This is a genomic window from Candidatus Peregrinibacteria bacterium, assembly GCA_016699755.1.
Lineage (GTDB): Bacteria > Patescibacteriota > Gracilibacteria > CAIRYL01.
On record CP065009.1, the window covers coordinates 259,298 to 276,911 of the forward strand.

The 17,614-nt window shown below is 41.3% G+C and carries 17 protein-coding genes and 1 tRNA gene; 14 read left to right on the plus strand and 4 right to left on the minus strand.

Features of this window, described 5'->3' with window-relative positions; translation table 11 throughout:
- The first annotated feature begins 55 nt into the window (after window positions 1–55).
- The 7 genes from IPN35_01115 to IPN35_01145 all read left to right on the plus strand — a co-directional run bounded on the left by IPN35_01115 (window position 56) and on the right by IPN35_01145 (window position 7,974).
- The gene (locus tag IPN35_01115) at window positions 56–1,804 is read left to right on the plus strand and encodes an ATP-binding cassette domain-containing protein (protein QQS59475.1); all 1,749 of its coding nucleotides are present in this window, start codon (window positions 56–58) and stop codon (window positions 1,802–1,804) included.
- 65 nt (window positions 1,805–1,869) lie between these two features.
- Complete coding sequence (locus tag IPN35_01120) at window positions 1,870–3,447, plus strand: citramalate synthase (GenBank protein ID QQS59476.1); 1,578 nt, start codon at window positions 1,870–1,872, stop codon at window positions 3,445–3,447.
- A 68-nt stretch (window positions 3,448–3,515) separates the two neighbouring features.
- Window positions 3,516–4,661 (plus strand): arsenic efflux protein, encoded by a 1,146-nt coding sequence (locus IPN35_01125; protein ID QQS59477.1) that lies wholly within the window; start codon window positions 3,516–3,518, stop codon window positions 4,659–4,661.
- Window positions 4,662–4,734: 73 nt separating this feature from the next.
- A complete protein-coding gene (gene argS, locus IPN35_01130; protein ID QQS59478.1) occupies window positions 4,735–6,429 on the plus strand; it encodes an arginine--tRNA ligase in 1,695 nt (564 codons plus the stop codon).
- Between the two features lie 68 nt (window positions 6,430–6,497).
- A tRNA-Ile gene (locus IPN35_01135) sits at window positions 6,498–6,574 on the plus strand.
- A gap of 17 nt (window positions 6,575–6,591) precedes the next feature.
- Window positions 6,592–7,014 carry a GNAT family N-acetyltransferase gene (locus tag IPN35_01140; GenBank protein ID QQS59479.1) on the plus strand — a complete coding sequence of 141 codons (423 nt, stop codon included), beginning with the start codon at window positions 6,592–6,594 and terminating at the stop codon, window positions 7,012–7,014.
- A gap of 135 nt (window positions 7,015–7,149) precedes the next feature.
- Window positions 7,150–7,974, plus strand: coding sequence for an alpha/beta hydrolase (locus tag IPN35_01145; GenBank protein ID QQS59480.1), 825 nt, complete (start codon window positions 7,150–7,152; stop codon window positions 7,972–7,974).
- A gap of 78 nt (window positions 7,975–8,052) precedes the next feature.
- Here IPN35_01145 and dnaJ read toward each other — a convergent pair whose 3' ends face one another.
- Window positions 8,053–9,198: a molecular chaperone DnaJ gene (gene dnaJ, locus IPN35_01150; GenBank protein ID QQS59481.1), complete on the minus strand. Its 1,146-nt coding sequence runs from the start codon at window positions 9,196–9,198 to the stop codon at window positions 8,053–8,055.
- A 156-nt stretch (window positions 9,199–9,354) separates the two neighbouring features.
- On the opposite strand from dnaJ, the gene IPN35_01155 reads away from it, so the two are divergent.
- The 5 genes from IPN35_01155 (at window position 9,355) to IPN35_01175 (ending at window position 14,478) form a co-directional block, all read left to right on the plus strand.
- Window positions 9,355–10,362, plus strand: coding sequence for an NAD(P)-dependent glycerol-3-phosphate dehydrogenase (locus IPN35_01155; GenBank protein QQS59482.1), 1,008 nt, complete (start codon window positions 9,355–9,357; stop codon window positions 10,360–10,362).
- Window positions 10,363–10,408: 46 nt separating this feature from the next.
- Window positions 10,409–11,884: a glycerol kinase GlpK gene (glpK, locus tag IPN35_01160; protein ID QQS59483.1), complete on the plus strand. Its 1,476-nt coding sequence runs from the start codon at window positions 10,409–10,411 to the stop codon at window positions 11,882–11,884.
- Window positions 11,885–12,047: 163 nt separating this feature from the next.
- Window positions 12,048–12,404: a hypothetical protein gene (locus IPN35_01165; protein QQS59484.1), complete on the plus strand. Its 357-nt coding sequence runs from the start codon at window positions 12,048–12,050 to the stop codon at window positions 12,402–12,404.
- 118 nt (window positions 12,405–12,522) lie between these two features.
- Window positions 12,523–14,037: a lysine--tRNA ligase gene (lysS, locus tag IPN35_01170; GenBank protein ID QQS59485.1), complete on the plus strand. Its 1,515-nt coding sequence runs from the start codon at window positions 12,523–12,525 to the stop codon at window positions 14,035–14,037.
- Window positions 14,038–14,115: 78 nt separating this feature from the next.
- Window positions 14,116–14,478 (plus strand): DUF2000 family protein, encoded by a 363-nt coding sequence (locus IPN35_01175; GenBank protein QQS59486.1) that lies wholly within the window; start codon window positions 14,116–14,118, stop codon window positions 14,476–14,478.
- Here the strand turns inward: IPN35_01175 and IPN35_01180 are convergent.
- The 3 genes from IPN35_01180 to IPN35_01190 form a co-directional block, all read right to left on the minus strand.
- Window positions 14,447–14,938 carry a hypothetical protein gene (locus IPN35_01180; GenBank protein ID QQS59487.1) on the minus strand — a complete coding sequence of 164 codons (492 nt, stop codon included), beginning with the start codon at window positions 14,936–14,938 and terminating at the stop codon, window positions 14,447–14,449. The two genes, IPN35_01175 and IPN35_01180, sit on opposite strands and share 32 nt — an antisense overlap.
- Before the next feature lie 111 nt (window positions 14,939–15,049).
- A complete protein-coding gene (locus IPN35_01185; protein QQS59488.1) occupies window positions 15,050–15,298 on the minus strand; it encodes a hypothetical protein in 249 nt (82 codons plus the stop codon).
- 15 nt (window positions 15,299–15,313) lie between these two features.
- Window positions 15,314–16,777 carry a DHH family phosphoesterase gene (locus IPN35_01190; protein ID QQS59489.1) on the minus strand — a complete coding sequence of 488 codons (1,464 nt, stop codon included), beginning with the start codon at window positions 16,775–16,777 and terminating at the stop codon, window positions 15,314–15,316.
- 217 nt (window positions 16,778–16,994) lie between these two features.
- Between IPN35_01190 and IPN35_01195 the strand changes: the two genes are divergently transcribed.
- On the plus strand, window positions 16,995–17,294 hold the full coding sequence (locus IPN35_01195; protein ID QQS59490.1) for a hypothetical protein: 300 nt from the start codon (window positions 16,995–16,997) through the stop codon (window positions 17,292–17,294).
- Window positions 17,287–17,604, plus strand: a complete 318-nt coding sequence (locus IPN35_01200; protein ID QQS59491.1) for a hypothetical protein — start codon at window positions 17,287–17,289, stop codon at window positions 17,602–17,604. The genes IPN35_01195 and IPN35_01200 overlap by 8 nt, the downstream gene beginning before the upstream one ends.
- Window positions 17,605–17,614: the final 10 nt, after the last annotated feature.

The window sequence follows — 17,614 nt, forward strand, 5'->3', positions numbered from 1 at the left end:
TTCTTTGGAAAAAAGTACAGAAATGTGATTCTATTATCTGCTCTCTTTTTCATTTGTGTTTTTCACTCTCTTTCGTACTCTTTGGCTTTCGAAAAATAAAAGAGCAATGTTTCTCCTTGTTTTGGGAAACCTTGTGTTTGTTCTCCTGAGTCTTGTGGAGCCTATTTTTTTTCGGGAAATCATCGACACGCTTTTGCAATTTGAAAGTGAAAATTCTTCAAAAATATTATTGCCTCTCTTTTTGATTCTTGGTGTTTGGGCAGGAGTGGCAGTGTGTATTTTGCTTGTTCGTGCATTGGTGGCATATTTTGCAGATAAAATGGCGCATATTTTGTCTTCAGTTGATCGTGCGCATTTTTTTACTCATGTTTTAGGGCTTTCTCCTAGTTTTTTTTCAGAAATGCATTCGGGAAAACTGATGAAAAATTTTACAAAGGGAACAGATAATATGTTTTGGGCGCGACTCGATTTTTACCGTAACATTCTTCCAGAAGTTTTTACCGTTTTTCTCCTTTTCCCCTTTCTCTTCATACTGAATTGGCGTTTTGCGCTTTTGTGTTGTACTCTTCTCTTTCCGTTTTTTTGTTTGGGAGTGTGGATGCTCATTCGGGTTGGAGGAAGGCAAGAAGCCATTGAAAAAATCTATTCCCAAGAAACAGAGTTTGTTTCCGATACTTTTGGAAACGCATTTCTCGTAAAAAGTTTTGGTCTCTTTGGAAATCGAAAGCATCAAATGAAGGGAAAACAGGAGGAAATTCTTCAAAAACAACTTCCACTCCTTCGTTGGTGGGCGTCACTTGTGGTGCTTTCGCGAATTGCGCGCACGGTTATTTTCTTTGCTATTTTTGCGTTTGGCGCATTCCTGTTTTTTCGGGAATTAGCAACCATAGGAGAAATTGTTATGTTTTCGGGATTTTCTGCTATGGCACTTGCCAGTATTGAGAGCGTAACATGGGCGATTGATTCTATGATTCGTCGAGTATTTGCGATTCAGGAGTTTTATCGCATTGTGGATACTCTGCCAGAAATCATCGACGCGCCAGAGGCGATTCCGCTCACTCCTGTCCTAGGAAAAGTAGAGTTTTGCAATGTTTCTTTTTCATATTTCGAAGAGACTTCAGCACTTAAAAACCTCTCATTTTCTGTAAATCCAGGGCAAGTTATTGCGCTTACTGGGCACACTGGTGCAGGAAAAACGACCGTGAGCAAATTGCTTCTCCGGTTTTATGATCCACAAAAAGGAGAAATCTTCATCGATGGAAGAAACATTCGCGCGGTGACTCAAAAATCACTCCACGAGAATATTGGTGTAGTATTTCAAGAAACTGCACTTTTTAATGCTTCCATTCGTGAAAATATCGCGGTTGGTCGTTTGAACGCTTCTGAGAAAGAAATTGTGGAGGCAGCAAAAAAAGCGCAAGCATGGGAGTTTATTTCCAAACTTCCCAAGAAGTTCGATACGATTGTGGGTGAGCGAGGAGTGCGTCTTTCTGGTGGAGAAAAACAGCGCGTGGCGTTAGCACGAGTATTCCTCAAAAATCCACCAATTCTCGTGCTCGATGAAGCCACCAGTGCGCTTGATGCTATTACTGAACAAAAACTGCAGGAGGCTTTGGAAGAACTTATGAAAAATCGCACCACGTTTGTTATTGCTCATCGCCTGAGTACTATTCGCAAAGCTGACTGTATTTTTGTGTTCGAAAATGGACAGCTGGTAGAAGAGGGGAGTTATTATACCCTTCTTCGAAAAAAAGGAATTTTTGCAGAGCTTGTTGCGGCACAAACAAACGGATTTGTGGAGTAGACGATGTGAGAAGGTTTTAAATCACACTTCTTTTTGGCATACTCAAGGCTGCTCTTTAGATTTGCGTGAAGAAAAATATCCTCCTCTTTGACACGACACTTCGCGATGGTGCGCAAATGACGGGTATCAGTTTTTCCGCGCGGGATAAAATTGCTATCGCCAAAAAGCTCGATGAACTCAGGTTCGATTATATTGAAGGGGGATTTCCCGGAAGCAACCCAAAAGACTCCGAATTTTTTGAACTTGCTGAAAAAGAGCACTGGAAGTACGCAAAAATTTGTGCGTTTGGCGCAACGCGACATAAAAAAAATGCGTGTCACGAAGACAAAAGCCTCATTGCACTTCGCGATTCTGGTGCGCCAGTATGTGTCCTTTTTGGAAAAAGTTCTCGTTTTCATGCAGAAAAAATTCTCGAAACATCCGCCGAAGAAAATCTTTGCATTCTCGAAGAATCTGTTCGGTTTTTGGTTGATGCCGGAAAAGAAGTTATTTTTGACGCAGAACACTTTTTTGATGGTTTTTTTGAAGATCGTGAGTATGCAATCGAATGCTTGCGTGCGGCGGCTCGTGGTGGTGCTATAAATCTCACCTTGGCAGATACCAATGGGGGAATGCTTCCCGAGAAGGTTACAGAAGCAGTTTCGTACGCTCAAAATTCCACGGATGTTTCGCTTGGCATTCACGCTCATAATGACAGCGATCTTGCGGTGGCAAATACGTTAGCGGCGGTAAATGCCGGTGTTACCCTTATTCAGGGCACTATCAACGGGCTTGGCGAGCGATGTGGAAATGCAAGTTTGACGAGCGTTATTCCTATTCTTCAGCTCAAAATGGGAATTCCTGTACTCTCAGAAAATGCGCTTTCGCATCTCACCAATCTCTCGCGGTTTGTGCAGGAGCTTTCAAATCTTAATCCTCGAAAAGATTTACCATTTGTGGGGCATTGGGCGTTTCGGCACAAAGGCGGCGTACACGTTTCTGCTATGCGAAAAAATCCAAACAGCTATCAACATATTCTTCCAGAATTGGTTGGGAACCAGTCTTCGAGTTCTGTTTCCGAGCTTTCTGGGCGAGCGAATATTCTTGAGTTTTTGCATTCCCGAAATATTTCGGCGAGTGATGATGAAGTGACTCGTTTTCTGCATGAAGTGAAGGAACGTGAACGCGAAGGACTCGCATTTGACGGAGGAGAAACAAGTCTTGAAGTGCTTGCTCGAAAGGTAATTGAAGAAAAACCACTTCCTTTTACTGTTATCGACTTTTTTGTACACACAGAAAAAATTGCCACTGCCACCGATCCAGTTAGTGCGATTGAGGCAACAACGCGAGTTGTTATCCGTGAAGAAGAATTTCACACCGCAGGTTTTGGAAACGGACCAGTCAATGCACTCGATGTGGCGCTTCGAAAAGCATTGGAGCCAATATATCCATGGATTACTCATGCGGAACTTGTTGATTTTAAAGTTCGTATTGTTGATATGAGTCTTGGAACTTCTGCAAAAACGCGCGTACAAATTGAAACCAAAGGAGAAGACGGGGAAATTTGGCGCACGGTTGGATGTTCGCAAAATATTATTGCCGCGAGCATGCAAGCACTAGAAGATGCGCTTATCTTTGCTATTTGGAAAGGGGAATATTGCTAAAAGGGAAAAACACTTTGATTTTTTCTTCCCCGTTTCGTTATTCTTTTTGAGAATTATTCTCATTTACTATGGATTCTCTTTCGCGAGATGCGTGTACTCTTTTTTTTACGAAATCACTCCACCGAATTTTTTTTGGAGTTCTCCTCTTCTTTTTTACGGCTACCTTCCTTTTTTTTCCAGAAACATTTTCAGTTATTGTTCAAACGTTTTCCGATGCTTACATTGGAGTAAGTGTTTTTGTGGGACTTGTCTTCCTCCTCTTTTTTGGAGTGGAATATCTTTTTAATATCGATACTGCGCGGTTCTTTAGAAAGAACCAAAAATGGCATGTTCCCATTTCGGCGTTTTTGGGAGTGCTTCCGGGGTGCGGCGGAGCCATTATGGTCATTACTCAGTTTGTTGCTGGGCGTATTGGATTTGGCTCTGTTGTGGCAGTACTTACTTCCACTATGGGTGATGCGGCGTTCCTCTTGCTAGCGCAACGACCTTTTGAGGCAACGATCCTCTTTGGAATTTCGTTTGTTGCCGGAACTATTTTTGGATTTCTCGTGGAAAAAATACACGGACCAGATTTTCTTCGACAAAAGAGCACAGAAAAAACGTGTTTTTGGGAAGGGAAATTTCGTTTTGGTATGGGAGAAAAACTCTGGATGACGATTTTTATCCCTGGTTTAGTCCTTGCTTTTTGTGATGCCTTTCATGTTCCCGTGAATGAGTTTTTTGGATTTGAAGTGTTTCAGTATTTTGGATTCTTCGCTGGGCTTCTTTCTTTGATACTCTGGGGAACATCCCCGTATGCGAGCCCTAAGATTGTCAGTTGTCGTGAAAATATATCCCAATTATTGGGGCAGGTTATCTTCGATACAAATTTTGTGTTTGTTTGGGTTCTTGTTGCTTTTCTCGCGTTTGAACTTCCAAATTTTTGGTTTTCCTTTTCCATAGAACAGCTTTTCTCGGGATCAGAACTATTTCTTCCTCTTGTTGGGGTTCTTATCGGATTTCTTCCGGGGTGTGGTCCACAAATTCTGGTGACAGCCGCCTATATTAGCGGTGCTATTCCGTTTTCTGCGCAAGTTGCCAATGCTATTTCTAACGATGGTGATGCGCTTTTTCCGGCGATTGCTCTTGCACCACGTGTTGCACTCTATGCGACGCTTTATACTTCTATTCCAGCACTTCTCATTGGGTATGGATGGATGTTCTTTTTTGAGTAGGTTTCCTTTGTAACTGGAACTTTTCCGCTTTTTTTAGTACTCTTTCCTTCGATTCTTTCGAAAAAATCAGAATATGTTTGAACAATACCTTCAGAATCTTCTGCAAAAAGCAGTGTTTGATGCCACCGGACAAGAGGAAAAAATAGTTCTTGAAACTCCAAAACATGATGGGCATGGAGATTTTTCCACGCCCATTGCGATGAAAATTGGAAAAGAAGAAGGAAAAAATCCGAGAGAAGTTGCGCAAAATATTATCAATAATATTCCAAAAAATACTGTTATCGAAAATGTTGAAATTGCTGGTCCTGGTTTTATAAATATCACTCTTGATTCCACTTTCATTGCGGAAGAATTAGAAAATTTTGATCCGACACAAGTACTCGAAAATCCAAATCCAAAAAGAATTATGGTTGAGTTTGGGAATCCCAATATTGCAAAACCTCTTCATTTTGGACATTTCCGCGGACTTATTATTGGTGAAAGTTTGGCACGTATTTTGCGATTTACTAGTCATAATGTGCTGACCGATAATTTTATTGGAAACTGGGGAACACAGTTTGGAAAACTTATTGTCGCCATTCGAAAATGGGGAAATAATGAGGATATCGACAAAAATCCAACGGAGGAACTTGTAAAACTCTACCGAAAATTTCACGAAGAACTCGAAAAAAATCCCGAACTCGAAAAAGAAGGTGCCGAGGAGTTCCGAAAAATGGAGCAAGATCGCGACGAAGAAAATCTTAAATTGTGGGAATGGATTGTAGGTGAGTCGATGAAAGATTTTGAAAAAATAGCGATTCGTTTGGGCGCGCATTTTGATGTGATTCGCGGAGAGGCATTCTACGAAAAAATGCTCCCCAATGTCCTTCATCGTTTAGAAGAGAGCGGAGTGGGGACAGTAGAATCAGGCGGAGCCTTGGTAGTGCATTTTCCCGAAGAAACAAAACTTCCGACGATGATCTTCCGCAAAACTGATGGTGCAACACTCTACCAAACGCGAGATCTTGCAAAAGTTATTTTTTACAATACCGAAGGATTTGATGAAATGGTGTATGTGGTGGCAAATGATCAGTCGCTTCATTTTCGACAGTTCCTCGAAACCGCTCGCATGCTTGGATACTCTGGGACATATATTCACGTTGCACACGGAATGGTCCGTCTGCCGGAGGGAAAAATGAGTACGCGTGCTGGGCGTAGTATTGGTTTGGAAGAGGTTTTAGACGAAGCAAAAAAGCGATCATTTGATATTCTTACCCATCACAACACCGAATTTTCTGGAGCGGAAAAAGAAGAACTCGCAGAGATAATTGCCATTGGTGCACTGAAGTTTAATGACCTCTCACAAAACCTAAAAACAGATATTACGTTCGACTGGGAAAAGATGCTCAGCTTTGAAGGTTATTCCGCACCATTTTTGCAGTATTCCGCGGTACGGTGCAAAAGTATTCTCCGCAAAGAAGGGCTCTCTACTGTTTCTCCTCCGCACGATTTTTCTCTGCCAGAACCGGAAGAACTCGTACTTGCAAAAAAAATTCTTGCATTTCCGCATGCTGTGTTCGAGGCAGAAAAAACATTAGAGCCACATCATCTCGCACAATATCTCTTTGAACTTGCGAGCGAGTTCAATCGCTTTTATTCCGCTTGTTCGGTGCTCAATGCCGAGAATGATTCCGTCAAAAATCGGCGTCTTTTTCTGACAAATCTTACGGGAAAAACATTAGAGCACGGATTATTTCTCTTGGGAATTCAAACCCCAGAGCGAATGTAATGATCATTTTTTCTTGCCTTTTCCGCAAAAAAACGGAAGAATCCATACGCTCCTTTTTCGGGAGTTTTGGTCGTGTAGCTCAGCTGGTTAGAGCGCAACACTGATAATGTTGAGGTCCCTGGTTCAAGTCCAGGCACGACCACCAGGAGTTTTTCAGAGGAAATGAAAATACAACTTGCAAAAAGTGATGAGGAAATACAGCAATGTTTTTCGGTGATGAGTGAACTTCGTCCACACCTTGAAAAAGAAATGTTTCTTTTTCAGATTCGAAGACAAGAACAACAAGGGTTTTCTTTGGTTTTTGCTGAAGAAAATGACGTGGTAGTAGCTGTTGCTGGGTTTCGTTTGATGGAGAATTTGGCATACGGAAAATTTGTTTTTGTTGACGATCTCATTACGAGTGAAAAAGAGCGGTCGAAAGGGTATGGCGATGCGCTTTTGGATTGGATTTTTCAATTTGCTCGAAAGAATAATTGCACATCCATTCAGCTTGATTCAGGAGTGCAACGTTTCGATGCTCATCGCTTTTATTTGCGAAAGCAAATGAACATTTCATGCCATCATTTTTCGCTGAATTTGAAATGACGAAACATTATGGATTAATAGGAACGCAGTGATTTTTTTTCTGAAGGCGAGTTTGGCCAAACTCGCCTTCATTTTGAGCAATTGGAATGGAGAGAAAAAATCTATTCCGCTATACTTTAAGTATTGCGATATTTTGTGAATTTGAAAAAATTTTTGCAGAAAATTGGGGTTTTTACACTTCTCGTCTACGCTTTTCTTTACATTTCTTTTTGCGTTTTTGTTTTCTTTACTCAAAAAAATCTTCTTTTTTTTCCTTCAAGAGAACTTTTTGATCCGCCAAATAATCTTTCTGTGGAAAATGTTTTCTTCCAAACAGAAGATAATGTTCGCCTGCATGGGTGGTATTTGAATAAAAATGCGGAAAAAACAGTACTGTTTTTTCATGGAAATGGGGGAAATATTTCGTATAACATCGAGCAAATAAAAATTTTTGATCATCTCGAGCTCAATGCGCTTGTTTTTGATTATCGAGAATATGGAAAAAGCGGTGGTGTCATTCAAAAAGAGGAAGATCTTTATTTCGATGCTCGTGCGGCACTGAACTATCTTTTAGAAGAAAAAAGTGTTGATATTTCAAATATCATTTTTTGGGGACATTCACTTGGAGGAGCGATTGCTCTTGATACGGCTCAGAATAAAAAAGCACATGCGGTTATTGTTGAATCCACCTTTTTTTCTGCTGACGAAATGGCTCGGAGAAATTTTCGGTTTCTTCCGGTGAGTCTCATTTCTCGTTTTCACTTTCGTTCTGATTTAAAAATACAAAACATACCAACAAAAATTCTTTTTGTTCATAGTACAGACGATGATGTTGTTCCGTTTCAACAGGGGGAAAAGCTCTATGAAAGAGCGAATACTCCAAAACATTTTTTGGAAGTTTCTGGTTCTCATCATGTAATCGCTCCAAAATCACAAGAGCTCTATTTGAGTACTGTGCGAGACTTTTTGGAGATGGAATAAATCTACATTTCACAGTGGTATTCTGTTCCATAGGGCATCCACGTTTATATGTGCGATGCTATAATTCCGATTGGAGATTTACGAAAACAGTCCCTCTAAAAATCCTTTTTCGTGTTTCAGTTTCTCGCCCGATTCTTTGGCGAGTTCCAAAAAGAGTTCTTTTTCTTTCTTGCTTAGTTTTTTTGGAATATTGACGCGAATGTGGATGAGGTGGTCACCAAATTGGTTTCGGTTCAAAATCGGCATTCCTTTGCTTCGAATACGAATAACGGCATCTGGTTGGGTTCCGGGAGAAATAACAGTAGTTACTTTCCCCTGAACGGTTTCAACCTCTCGCTCGTTTCCGAGCACTGCTTCAAAAAGACTAATAGAAACTTCTGAATGAATATCGTTTCCGTCTCGGCGAAATCGACGATCTGGTGTAACATTCACCTTGAGGAGTAAATCTCCGCTTGGTTGACCACGTTCTCCTGCTTCGCCTTTTTCGGGGACGCGCAAAAGCGCTCCGTCAAAGACTCCTGGTGGAATTTCTACGCCAATATTCCGTTTTGTAATCATGCGTCCAGTTCCGGAACACGATGGGCAGGGATGCTCTGGAATGCGTCCTTCTCCTCGGCAGTTTGGGCAAACACTTGCCGTGCGAATGTATCCGAGTGGGGTTTGTTGATCGCGTGCCACTTGTCCGGTTCCGGCGCATGTCTGACAGCTCTTCATTCCTGTTCCTTTCTTTTTTCCAGCACCTTCGCATGCGGAGCACGATTCATATGCTTCTATCGAAATGTTATGTTTTTTCCCAGAAACTGCTTCCGCAAGAGAAACGGTTGTTTCTGTGTGAATATTTCTTCCGCGTTCTGGTCCTCGTCTTCCGCTTCCTCCGGCGCCTCCAAAAAAGGTTTCAAAAATCTGTCCAATTCCTCCGTCAAATCCTCCCATGAAATCCGAAAAATCCTCCGGATTAAAACCTCCTCCAGAAAATCCTCCGTTTCCGCCAAATCCGCCTCCACCAGATCCTCCGGCACTGCCATATCGGTCGTACATGGCTTTTTTTTGCGGATCAGAAAGAACTTCCCATGCTTCTTGTACTTTTTTAAATGTTGCTTCTGCATCGGACGATTTATTCACATCTGGATGGTATTTTGCCGCAAGTTTTCGATAGGCGCGTTTAATTTCATCGGCATTTGCCGTTTTTTCTACACCAAGGGTTTTGTAATATTCTTCTGCCATGTTGATCAATATTGAGGAAAAAATTCGATCACAAAAATATTAGCACTCGACACGTGAGAGTGTCAAAAGAGGTTTATAGGTGAGAAGATTTCCCATTCAAAAAGATTTCTTTTTTTGCTATACTTTCTCAAGAGGATAAAAAAATTTAAGAATAATATGACTGAAACACCAAAAATTGTCGCTGTTGTTGGTGCGGGAAACATGGGAACAACCCTTGCCAATCTTCTGGCAAAAAATGGTCACACCGTTCGCATTTGGGACATTAATACCGATGTTTTACAAGAAATACAGGAGAAACAAACAAATACCCGCTATCTTCCGGGAGTTTCACTTTCTCCACGTATTACTCCATCACTCAATCTTTCTGAATGTGTTGCGGGCGCGGATTATATCCTCCTCGTTGTTCCATCTGTATTTCTTCGCGAAACGGTAAAGCGCTTTGCTCATGTTCTGAAGACGGGACAAATTCTTGTTAATTGTGCAAAAGGAATTGAAGAGAGCAGTTTAAAATTTATGATAGAAGTGATTGAAGAAGAAATTCCAGAAGAACTTCATCATTTTGTTGCCGATCTTTCTGGACCGTCACTCGCAAAAGAAGTGGCAGAGGAGAAAATGACGCGCGTTATTCTTGTGTCACGAAATCAGTGTATTTTGCCAAAAATCAAAAAACTTCTCGAAGATGGAAATGATTATTTTCGAGCTGGACTTCTTATGGATCATATTGGCGTTCAGCTTGGCGGAATGATGAAAAATATCTACGCCCTTGCGATTGGGATTTGTGATGCGGTGGATGCAAGTTACAATACAAAAGCGTTTGTGCTCGACGCCGGACTTTCGGAAATGACAAAACTTGGCGTTGCCATGGGCGCACATCGAGAAACATTTTATGGACTTTCGGGGGTAGGGGATCTTATCGCCACGTGTTTTAGTGAAAACAGCCGAAATCGCGCACTCGGAAAACTGCTTGGAAGTGGAAAATCTCTCGATCAGGCATTAAAAGAAATGGTGATGGTAGCAGAAGGGATTCCGGCAACACGTGTTACAAAAAAACTCTCTCAAAAATATAATGTGTTTCTTCCGGTTGCCGAAGAAATGCATCATGTTCTTTTCGATGGATATTCTGCCGAACAGTCTTCTCGGGCGCTTATCCGCATTGTTACTTAGCTTCTTTCGCCTTCCTCAATCCGAGGGAAGTCTTTTTTCCCCAAACATGAAAAATCAACTTTTGCTTGCTATCGACCTTGGAACAACCGGAAACCGCGCCATTCTCTTTGATAAAGATCAAAATATTGTTGCAAAGGCATATCAAGAATTTCCTCAATATTTTCCAAAACCGGGATGGGTAGAGCATGATCCTGAAGAAATTTGGGAGAGTACATGTGCCGTTATCGCGCAAGTTATTGCCGAATCAAAAGTTGATCCGAGTAGTATTATTTCTGCCGGAATTACGAATCAGCGAGAAACCATAGTGATATGGGACAAAACCACAGGAAAGCCAGTGTATAATGCCATTGTGTGGCAATGTCGCCGAACCGCTGATCGGTGCGCAAAAATGAAAGCAGAAGGTGCGGAACCTTCTATTCGTCAACGAACAGGACTTTCACTCGATCCGTACTTTTCTGGAACAAAACTTCAGTGGCTTTTGGAAAAATTCCCCTACAAACCAGAATACATTTGCGGAACTATTGATACGTGGATTTTGTGGAAACTTACTGGTGGAAAAGTACACGCTACCGAACCGGGAAATGCTTCTCGAACGCTTCTCATGAATTTGGCTCGATCGGAGTGGGACAAAGATCTTTTGAAATTTTTTGGCGTTCCGCGAGAAATGCTTCCGCTTATTCGTCCTTCTGATTCGCACTTTGGAGACATCGACCCAAAAATCTTTGGTGCTCCTATTCCTATTTGCGCTATTTTGGGCGATCAGCAAGCCTCTTTGTTTGCACAAGGATGCTTTGCTCCAGGAATGTATAAAAACACCTACGGAACAGGGGGATTTTTGCTCACGAATACTGGAAAAAATCCCATCTTCTCGAAAAATGGACTTTTAAGTACCGTGGCGTGGCATACAAATGGACAAACGGAATATGCGCTTGAGGGAAGTGTATTTATTGCTGGTGCCGCTATTCAGTGGCTCCGTGATGGGCTAGGAATTATTAAGCATGCCGCAGAAACAGAAGAGCTTATGAATGCTCTTGCCGATAATGAGGGAGTGTATTTTGTTCCCGCACTTGCTGGGCTTGGTGCTCCCCATTGGGATCCGAACGCTCGAGGAATGCTTATTGGGCTTACTCGCGGAACAAAACGCGAACATTTTGTTCGTGCGGCTCTGGAGGCGCTGTGCTACCAAACGCAAGATGTTTTACATGCTATGGAGCATGATAGTGGCAAAACTATAAAACGACTTACTGTTGATGGGGGAGCGTGCGCCAATAATGCGCTTATGCAGTTTCAGGCAGATCTTCTTGGTGTGTCGGTCTATCGTCCAGAAATTATCGAAACCACAGCACTTGGCGCTGCACTTCTTTCAGGAGTTTCTGTTGGAGTGTACAAAAATCGTGATGAAGCCGTTCGCATGCGCAAAGTGGAGCGAATTTTTGAACCACAGCGAAGCGCAGGAGAGATGGCACAATTTTCTGTTCGGTGGAAAGAGGCAGTAGAAAGAGCGAAGGGATGGGAAAAATAGACTTCTATCACGCCAAATTTCATTAAATCTTCCCTTAGTTTTGTGCGAAAAAAAATATGAAAAAAATCCATTGACAAAGAACTTTTAAGGAATCAGAGTACCGTGCCTTTTTGATTTTACGAAAAAAAAATCTTCAAAGGTGCCACTTTCTTTTTTCCTTTCTATGTCAGTTGAGACAAGATTAGAACTTGAAGATCTGAGTGTTCCTGACGGAGAATATCTCATACAGAAAGCGTGTGCCGACAGAATGCTCATTGTATTAGAGGGAAACATCGAGATTTTCCCTCATTCGTTCTTGCTCCAAGATCTTAAAAAAGTAGAAAAAGCTGTAGATGATTTATCTCATAATCCATTAATATCCAAGGAAGAGCTTTCTCTGTATAAAGAAAAACTTTCTAATCTTAGTGCATTGGTTGATGCTCTTGATGCTAATTGCAAAGAGAATGCGAAAAGAGTCGAGAAACTACAAAAAGCAGCTAGGACGATGATGGCCACTCTTTTTCCAGCACTGGCATTCTGAGAAATATTTATTGCGAAATGTTTCGAAATAACTTGGGTACAAGGTGTTCTTAATATTATTGAGAAATTGAAACCTCCTTGCTGTTTTGCTACGGTTCTTCCTGATTTTTTGTTTTGGTATGGATTCATTGGTGGCAGAGCGACTTCGAAAGTCTGAGAAAATTCGTGAACTTGGTATTGATCCGTTTTTAGCAACGCCATTTCCCAAGAACTTTTCTGCCACTTCGGCAAAGGAATTGCCAACAAAAAATCTTGAAGATATTCAAACTTCTCCTAAACAATCCGTAGCAGTAGCAGGGCGGCTCGTTCTTTTTCGCGCAATGGGAAAGCTTGCCTTTGGTCATCTCTCTGATGAGAGTGGAAGAATTCAAATTTGTTTTCAGAAAGGAGGTTTTGAGGTAGAAAATTTGCCAGAAGATGTGGAATTTTCTCCTATGAAATTTGTGGAGAAATGCGTTGATCTTGGAGACTTTCTTGGAGTTTTTGGCGAAATGTTTGAAACAAAACATGGAGAAAAAACTCTGTTTGTGAAAAAACTCTGTTTTCTCTCCAAAGCACTGCGTCCCATGCCCGAAAAGTTTCATGGACTTGAAAGCCGTGAGCGCTGTTATCGAGAGCGAAATGTAGATATGATGACAAATCACGAAACCATGAGTCGCTTTCAGAAGCGTTCGGCAATGCTTCGTGAAATTCGGGAATTTTTTTGGGAAAAAGGGTTTTTGGAAGTAGAAACGCCTATTTTACAAGAAAAAGCAGGAGGAGCGATGGCGCGAGTTTTTGAGACTCATCATAACGCACTCGATCACGACTTTGTGTTGCGGATAGCGCTTGAAATCGATCACAAGCGTCTCCTCGGAGGAGGGTTTGAACGTATTTTTGAGATTGGAAAGTGTTTTCGAAATGAGGGCTCTGATCCAAGCCATCTTCAGGAGTTTTCTCTGTGTGAGTGGTATGCGGCATACGAAAGTCTCGAAACAAATCAGCAGTGGATGGAGGAGATGCTTCGTCGCATTTGTACTAACATTTTTGGAAAGACGAAATTCAATATTGTAGATAAAGATGACAATGAAGTTGAGATCGATTTTGAGCAAAAATTCCATTCCGTTTCGTTCGCTAGTCTCCTAGAGAAGTATGCAGGTATTGATATGTTTTCTTTGTCTGATGATGATTTGCGAAAAAAGGCGCGAGAATTGGGAATCGAAAACGCAGAGACAGCTGGTCGCGGAAATTTGCTCGATGATATTTATAAAAAAACGGCTCGCCTGCACCTCATTCATCCTACTTTTGTTTTAGACTGGCCGAGTGAACTGAAGCCTCTTGCCAATCCCAATGGAGACGGAACGTCCAAAGTATATCAACTTCTCATTGCAGGATGGGAAACCATCAACGCCTATGGAGAACTTATAGACCCTACTATCCAACGAAAACTTTTAGAAGATCAGCAGAAGGCAAAAAATGCTGGAGATGATGAGGCAATGGAAATTGATGAGATATTTTTGAAAGCCATGGAACACGGGTTCCCACCCATGACGGGAAATGGGTTTGGTGTCGACCGTTTGTGTGCGCTTTTAACTGGCATGCCGAATTTGCGTGATGTGGTGCTTTTCCCCACTATGAAGCCCGAGAATGAGTAGAAGGAGTTCTCGAAAAAAGAGCTCAAAATTGCGGTAGCACTTATCAACGACTCAGCAAGTCTTGAGGCGTGGCAAAAAATGAACACCATGGCGCACCTCTCTGCCGCATTTGCCGCTCGCCGTGGAAGAGAGCTTCTTCGTTTTGACGAAATTGAAAGCGCAGATGGCGAGAAAATAAAACTCAATATCGGACATGCCATCATTATTAAAAGTGCAAAAGATTCTAAAGAGATAAAATCAGTTTTGGGAAAGGCACACACAAAAAATCTTGATATTTCAGAGTTCACTCGGGAAATGCTCGACACAACAAACGATAATCTTGTTGCGGAAAAGACGGCGAAGAAAAAATTTGAAGAAGTAGAGCATCTCGGTGTACTTTTCTTTGGAGAAAAATCTGAAGTCGAAAGTGTTACAAAAGAATTTCCTTTATTATCGAAGTAGGGCGTTTTGAGGACTTTTCTAAAACAGTATTTTTCTTGGACTGGTGAAATACTTTTTCGTCTTGGAAATTGAGTTGAGAGAGCTCTTTTTGGAACCGGATGTAAATATATAAATTTGTTAAGCTATAGATGGTATAGAGTGTATTGAGCCAAATCGATTGCTCTTCGGATGCAAAAATAACCTCAATAGCAGGAGCAATAATCGATATTTGTACGAGATATTGAATACTGAGATTGTGCGACTCAAGATAAAAGGTGAGTATTTTATATGCTTTTAAAAGAACAATAATATAAACGATGTTATGGATGATGTTGATTCTTGTATAATATCTTACATCCAAGAAAAGATTGAATACCGTTAGACTGCTGAATACAACGAGTGCAATAATACTACAAAGAATAAGGAAGGTGAAAATAATATCAGTAAAATGGGTGATATTTCTGTGAAATGTTTTTGACATTTTCATAGTAAAAGAGGAGTCATCCCTTTTTATTGTAAGACGCAAAAAAATAGAAGTAAATATTTCCACGAGACGCGAGATGCAAGTAGCAAATCTCACTCATTCCCTTTCTTAGTGATTTGGCGGAAGAAAGAACTGTCCGAAGACGTTTCGGAAAAAAGTATCAAATCCACCAGTCAAAACCATTACCGAAAAAAAGAAGACAAATATTCCCAGAAAAACGGCGGCACTGTACGATTGCCCTGATCCTAAAAAACGTTCTGCCCAACCCCACGGTCCGGTAAAATTGATAATTTGTCCGCGGTAACGAACAATAAGATAGGCGCACCCAATGCCAATAAGTCCAAAAAAAACATGCATAAAATACAAAAGTGTTTAGGACTCCTTATCCCTTTTCTCTTTTGGGGGGAGGGGGGAAAATTGAAGGCGAGGATCGGATCTTACAATTTTTTCAAGAAGTCCCGAAAAGTGTTCTTCCTGAAATTCCAGTTCTGTTTTTGGTGTGCTTAAAACTTCTTTTGACAATGATTCCTCTTTCGTATCATTTTCCTCTTCTTTTGGCTTCACAATACGAATGAGTCCTATTTCTGCTTCACCTCCACTTCCAGGGAAAAAGTCCTTCGTGTTTCCTTTTTTGTTTTCCATTCCCGTCCTTTCGGAGTGCTTTTGGTGATGCTCCGAGAGTTTGAGGCGCTTATCCTGAAAAATGCGTGCGGCAGAAATGACTTCTCCAACTGCAACATCAAACGGTCTGTCTCTTGGTATCTTGAATCCGGCGGCTTGTGTGTGTCCTCCACCTCCAAACTCTGCACTAAATTCCGCCGCATTACAGAGCGGGGTAATGCTTCGCACCGAACCATGAATAATTCCATCGGGACGTTCTTTTAAAAGAATAACCATTTCCATCCCAGGGGCAGTAGCGAGGAGCTCATCAATAATTCCTCCGGTATCTTCTGCATTTGCTTCGGTATCCAGAAGGTCATCTGCTGTGACTGTGCTCCATAACAGGCGATGTACGGGGTCAGTTTTTATTTTTGAGAGCACTCGTCCCCAAAGCTTGAGTGTTTGAATATTTTTCGTTTTGAAGATGTTTCGAATAATTTCCTGTTGGCGTGCACCAAGCTCCACCAAATCCGCCGCTACCTCAAGCGATTTTGGGGTTGTATTTGGATTTTGAAAGCTTCCGGTATCGGTAATAATTCCGGTGAGAAGGAGGGTAGCGATATCGGGATCGACCATCGACTCCCAATGTTCCCCTATAAGCGTTGGAAGAAAATGGAAGAGGACTTCTGTTGTACTTGCCGCTTTCGTATCGATAATATTTACTGTTCCAAACCCGGGGTTACTCGCATGATGATCAAATACAATGAGCGGAAGGCGAGCAAAAAGCTCTGTATTTTCCTCAAAAATTCTGCCAATTTGTTTTCGGTCCGCTGCATCAAGCGAAATAATAAGATCAAAATTCTCGTGTTCTAAAAAAGACACGTCTTTTTCGTGAAATTGCCCTTCTATTGGGGTGACAAAAATCTTGAGTATATTGCCGTCTATTTTCCAGCGGAGTCTTTGTGCTTGTGTTCGAGAGCAGTCTAGAGAAATCACAAAGTCTTTCGCACTACTCACTTCTTTTTGCATAACCTCTGTTTCTGGGAGAAATGCAAATTCTTCAGGAACAGGATCTGCACAAGCAACAACGGTAATTTTGTTGAGTTTCTTGAGAAGTAAATGCATAGCAATAGTGGCGGAAAGCGTATCACCATCCATTTTGGTATGCGCAACGAGCAGGATTTTTTCGCTTTTTTCAATGAGCTGTTTTGCTTGCTGGTAAAGGGTCAGTGACATTCCAGAGAAAAAGGGATGATTGCCTCACACAGTGTTTCACGAAAATACTTTTGGGAAAACCTTCTGCGTGATTCTTAACATTATGACATAATAATATTTAACGGTCAATTTTACATTGCGCAAATTCAAAACCCAAACGCATAATTCACATTTACTTGTTTTTCATAAAAGAAGTGCGGCATGAAGGATGAACCAAATCTTCATCTTTCCATGCCGTATGAAGTACCTTACACGATTTGATCATGAGAAGCTTGAAGCTCTTTTTCGAGTTGATCATTCACAAGAATATATAGCGAATATCATCGGTTACAATCAATCTATCGTAAATTGTGAAATTAAAAGAAATTGTTCTCCAAAACAAAAAAGGTACACTGCTCGTACTGCTCAGAACAAGACAGAAGAAAGAAAAAGGATAGCTTCACTTCTTCTTCCACGCTGTCATGATGATCAGGAACTTCTTCCACATGTTATTGGTGAACTTGTGGGAAGATTCCAGATCAAATATCAGGTTGAATAAGGCAACAACACTGAAAAAAACAGTGAGCCACCAGACGATCTACACCTTTATAGCAAAAGACAAGAAGCAAGGGGGAAAGCTTTTTACATTTCTTCGTTATCAAGGAAAAAGATACAAATGGAGGGGGCTTACAAAGAACAAAATATGGATTCCAAATAGAAGAGGTATTGAAGAGAGACCTCACATTGTAAATGAGAAGTTACGATATGGAGATTGGGAAAGCAATTTAGTGATCAGCAACAGAAAAGGTTCAGGAGCACTTGCTACTCCAAATTCTTCCTCGGGAGATGAGAAAAACAATGACCTATGATAATGGAAGA

Coding starts and splice junctions, on each gene's coding strand:
- IPN35_01125 (QQS59477.1), top strand. CDS start 3,516: ATGGATTCTCTTTCGCGAGATGCGTGTACTCTTTTTTTTACGAAATCA.
- argS (QQS59478.1), top strand. CDS start 4,735: ATGTTTGAACAATACCTTCAGAATCTTCTGCAAAAAGCAGTGTTTGAT.
- IPN35_01140 (QQS59479.1), top strand. CDS start 6,592: ATGAAAATACAACTTGCAAAAAGTGATGAGGAAATACAGCAATGTTTT.
- dnaJ (QQS59481.1), bottom strand. CDS start 9,198: ATGGCAGAAGAATATTACAAAACCCTTGGTGTAGAAAAAACGGCAAAT.
- IPN35_01155 (QQS59482.1), top strand. CDS start 9,355: ATGACTGAAACACCAAAAATTGTCGCTGTTGTTGGTGCGGGAAACATG.
- glpK (QQS59483.1), top strand. CDS start 10,409: ATGAAAAATCAACTTTTGCTTGCTATCGACCTTGGAACAACCGGAAAC.
- IPN35_01165 (QQS59484.1), top strand. CDS start 12,048: ATGTCAGTTGAGACAAGATTAGAACTTGAAGATCTGAGTGTTCCTGAC.
- lysS (QQS59485.1), top strand. CDS start 12,523: ATGGATTCATTGGTGGCAGAGCGACTTCGAAAGTCTGAGAAAATTCGT.
- IPN35_01175 (QQS59486.1), top strand. CDS start 14,116: ATGAACACCATGGCGCACCTCTCTGCCGCATTTGCCGCTCGCCGTGGA.
- IPN35_01180 (QQS59487.1), bottom strand. CDS start 14,938: ATGTCAAAAACATTTCACAGAAATATCACCCATTTTACTGATATTATT.
- IPN35_01185 (QQS59488.1), bottom strand. CDS start 15,298: ATGCATGTTTTTTTTGGACTTATTGGCATTGGGTGCGCCTATCTTATT.
- IPN35_01190 (QQS59489.1), bottom strand. CDS start 16,777: ATGTCACTGACCCTTTACCAGCAAGCAAAACAGCTCATTGAAAAAAGC.
- IPN35_01195 (QQS59490.1), top strand. CDS start 16,995: ATGAAGTACCTTACACGATTTGATCATGAGAAGCTTGAAGCTCTTTTT.